The sequence below is a fragment of the Bacteroides acidifaciens genome, from assembly GCF_024623065.1.
Lineage (GTDB): Bacteria > Bacteroidota > Bacteroidia > Bacteroidales > Bacteroidaceae > Bacteroides > Bacteroides acidifaciens.
In genome coordinates this window covers 1-3,671 of the sequence record NZ_JANJZR010000144.1, presented here as the reverse complement: position 1 = coordinate 3,671, position 3,671 = coordinate 1, and the positions used below count along the sequence as shown (strand labels likewise).

Genomic DNA, 3,671 nt, shown 5'->3' with positions numbered 1-3,671 from the left:
CGAGTATTCCGATAATAAACGGAAAAATCTCTGTTGTAATACACTTTCCATGTAGTGTTGAAATTATATTATTAATCGTCTTTGTTTTTCATTTTCACATATCCATTTGCATAATTCCCTATAATATTGTGATTATCATCATAAATATAGCCATTGGAATAATATCCTTTAAGTATTCTCTTTGAACTATAAATATATCCGTTAGTATAATTACCAATCGTTTCACCTTGCTTGTCAAATATATATCCATTTCGATAGGTAATCAATGACGTTTTGCATGAACCGAAACATAAAACACTCAGAATTAGTAACAATGTTCTCATATCATTTTTGAATTAGTATCTAAATCTTGATGTATCAATCTTTTTTACCTCTTTTTTCTTATATCCACCAAAGCGATAACTGAAATGTAGAGTAAATGCTCGTGAATAAAATCCGCTATTCATATTCAAGTTTTGCTCCTTAAAACGAACTCGTGTTGCAGGCATTCCCGTATCAAATATATCATTGCAATGGGCGGATAAGCTCAATTTGTCATTGGCGAAATTCCACCGTAATCCGGCAGTGAGATTAAAAATAGATTCTATATCAAATGTCCCTTGTATGACGGGCGTCTGTACATTTCCCATCAGTTCGAAAGACAAATTCTTATTTACCTTAAACGTATTATCCAGTGTGCCGCTAAATACCCATTTCTTACGATTGAAAGGAATGTCGAAAAAATTATCACAGCGTTGGTGCATTTGCATACCGACTAAGGTCAATCGGGAATCCAGCCAGTTTCCTGCCTTAAAAGGCAATATGATGTTTGCGCCCCATACCTGCATATAGTTCCAATTTGTATTTTTATAGATTAGTGCCAGCCTGTCAGTCGATTGATAGGCGGTTTGAGTGAAATAATCTGAGGTGTACGTGAAAAACAAACCAAAGATGTATTTCTGCTTCCATATATAATTCCCATTCAGGTTATAGTTTGTCATCGGTTTCAACCCCGGCGTTCCCCATAATTCTGTATATCCATTAAGATAACTGACGGAAGATTGCATATCCCAATAGCTTGGATAAGTTTTGTCCGTAGATAATGAAAGTTGAAACATATGTTTCGGTGTTTTAAAGTAAATCAATGATGCTTGTGGGTAAACTGCCCATTTATGATAATTGCCAATCGTATAATATTCTCCCGTAGCAGAAACGGATAAAGACGTACCTGTTGTATAGTTTTTGCTCAATGATACATAAAAGCTGGTAGTTTGTTCTCTTAGATTGGAATATGTGTTTTGAGTTTGAATGTTACCTGTCACTTTATCATAAGTTTGGAAATCAATGTCTTTAGCAAATCGGTAGGAAACTCCATAACCCAGATTCCATCTTTTGGGTAAAGACTGTTTCCGGTCTGCATAGATAGAATAGCGATCTATCTTTTGTCCGCCAACCATAGAGAAACTACTCTGATTTCCATCTTGATAATTTGCGTATAGCCTTTGATTATTATTGGAAGTATAATGTGTATAATCACCACCTATTTCAATTCCGAACCCCAAATGATATTGCAATGTAATATTGTGCATTTGATTGTCAACATATTTATCCACATTGCTGGTTTGGTAGTTGCCTGATGTCCGGCTGTTATTATGCTGGTCGGGGGTATAACTGCCTGTGTATGCTACATTGATATTGTTTTTGTTGTTGAAGTTATATTCAAAAGCTACTCTAAGGTCGTGCTTCCAGTACTTACTACGTAACTGTTCGTTTTGTATGATATGATGTGGTTCATCTTTTAGCGTATGTTTGGAATCAAGGTCTATGTATTCTATCTTTTTTACGTTATTTGCTCCGTACATTACATCAAAAGCCATTTTGGGAGTTGATAAACGAAAATTTCCATTCATTCCCCCGTCATTGAAGTACTGGTTCTTATAGTCAGCACTTATCTCCCCCTGAAAAGAGTAATCGTTTGCATGCTTTAAAACAAGATTAATGACTGCTCCCCGTACATGATATTCAGGAGGTGCGCTATACATCACTTCCGCTTTTTCTACACGATTCACCGGAGTATTGCGCAAAATTGTTTCAAGCTGTCCGGCATCCATTGTGGTAGGTTTCCCATTTAGAATAACAGTCAGTTTTCCTGCTCCAGCCAAAGTTAGTATTCCTCTGTCTTCTTGCACTCCCGGTATTTTTGTCAATGCTTCATACGCATTGTTTACGAGTTGATTTTGGGTAAGAACAGCAAGATTATATCCTAAAAGTCCATTCTCCACTTTTACAAAAGGACGTTCCGCCTTTATGATAACTTCATCCAAAGCATAGTCTTTAGGTTGAAGTTGAATAATTCCGGCATCATTTCCCTTACCTGTCATCTGTTTTGTTTCATACAAAAGGTGTTGTATTATCAATCGGTATTCTTCCTGTTGGCTTTTAAAAACGAATATGCCGTCAGCATTGGAAATGGATGCGCCTATATAAGTCGAATCCATTGTTTGCAAAATAATAGTCGCACCGTCTATAGGCAGTTGTTTGTCATCTATTATTTTTCCGTTAATCGTTTGCCCCCAAGCGACTGTTTGAGAGCAACCTAAAAATAGGTAGAAAAATGTCAATGTTATTATTTTATTTAATCGCATCATACGAATTCAGTTTATTGATTACAAGACTACTAAAAGGTAAAAAAAACTCCTGCACCAAAGAACCATTCCCATTTTTTTTGTATTATGTTATATTGGTAGTTCGTTTGGGATTTAATAATGGCATGTTTACCTATCTCATATGAAAATCCTGCTCCTACCTTATAAGGGATAGAAGTTGCCGGAAGTATCACACTACGTTTTTTGTCCAGTGTATAGCTTCCATATACACTAAAATGTAATTTCTTGTTTAAAGGAATAGTCATGTTTGTTTTTTGTTGAATCTTTATAAGAGGGAGATTTTTATCTATCCGACTATTTATCATAAGGCTTTTGCATTTTAGATTTCCATTCAATAGATTATTGTTATGATTTAATTTGTAGTGAAACGTTGTGGCACACTCAATATTTACTACATTCGGAAAATCTTCTTTAAAATCAATATCTAACCTAAAATCATCCCAGTACCTATTATCGTCTTTTGGCGAATGACCAATAATAGACTGTTCCAGTTCCCTTTTAAAAGCATCATCAATATGGATAGGCATTTCTCCTTTCAGCATTTTGGTCAATCGGACAGAATCGTTTGGAGTCCACCCGTTTTGTACTTGTGCATTGACTGAACGGGCGAGAAATAAAAAAAATAACAAAAATATTGCTGTCTTCCAAACGTTTGAAATTATCTGATTAGTCGCATCCATACTTCATTTAAGCCTTATCCGCTAATACATCTTCTTTAATTTTGGTATTGTACACAGTTCTTTGTGCTTACCAAGTGGTTTGTTCCAATGCCTCAGAGGTAAAGACAGGAATAGGAATATCGTTGTTACTACAACTTGTTAGACACGAGAGAGTACAGATAATAAATACGGAAAACATCATGTGAAAAGTAATTTTCTTCTTCATCTTATTGCTGTTTTAAGTAATTGAACATTGATTTCTTGAAATGGCAAAATACGGAAGAATAAAGAAAAAAGAAGGTGTGTCAAAATGCGCACCTTCTTTTTTTATGCACAAAGCCCCTACTTTCACAAGCTGGGGCTTTGT

General features: G+C 35.4%; 2 protein-coding genes. Both read right to left on the bottom strand.

Annotated elements, in window-relative coordinates:
- Window positions 1–335 precede the first annotated feature (335 nt).
- Entirely contained in the window at window positions 336–2,627 is a 2,292-nt protein-coding gene (locus tag NSB03_RS20135; protein ID WP_128824539.1) for an outer membrane beta-barrel family protein, read from the bottom strand.
- A 29-nt stretch (window positions 2,628–2,656) separates the two neighbouring features.
- On the bottom strand, window positions 2,657–3,325 hold the full coding sequence (locus NSB03_RS20130; protein WP_024988841.1) for a hypothetical protein: 669 nt from the start codon (window positions 3,323–3,325) through the stop codon (window positions 2,657–2,659).
- Between the last annotated feature and the right edge of the window lie 346 nt (window positions 3,326–3,671).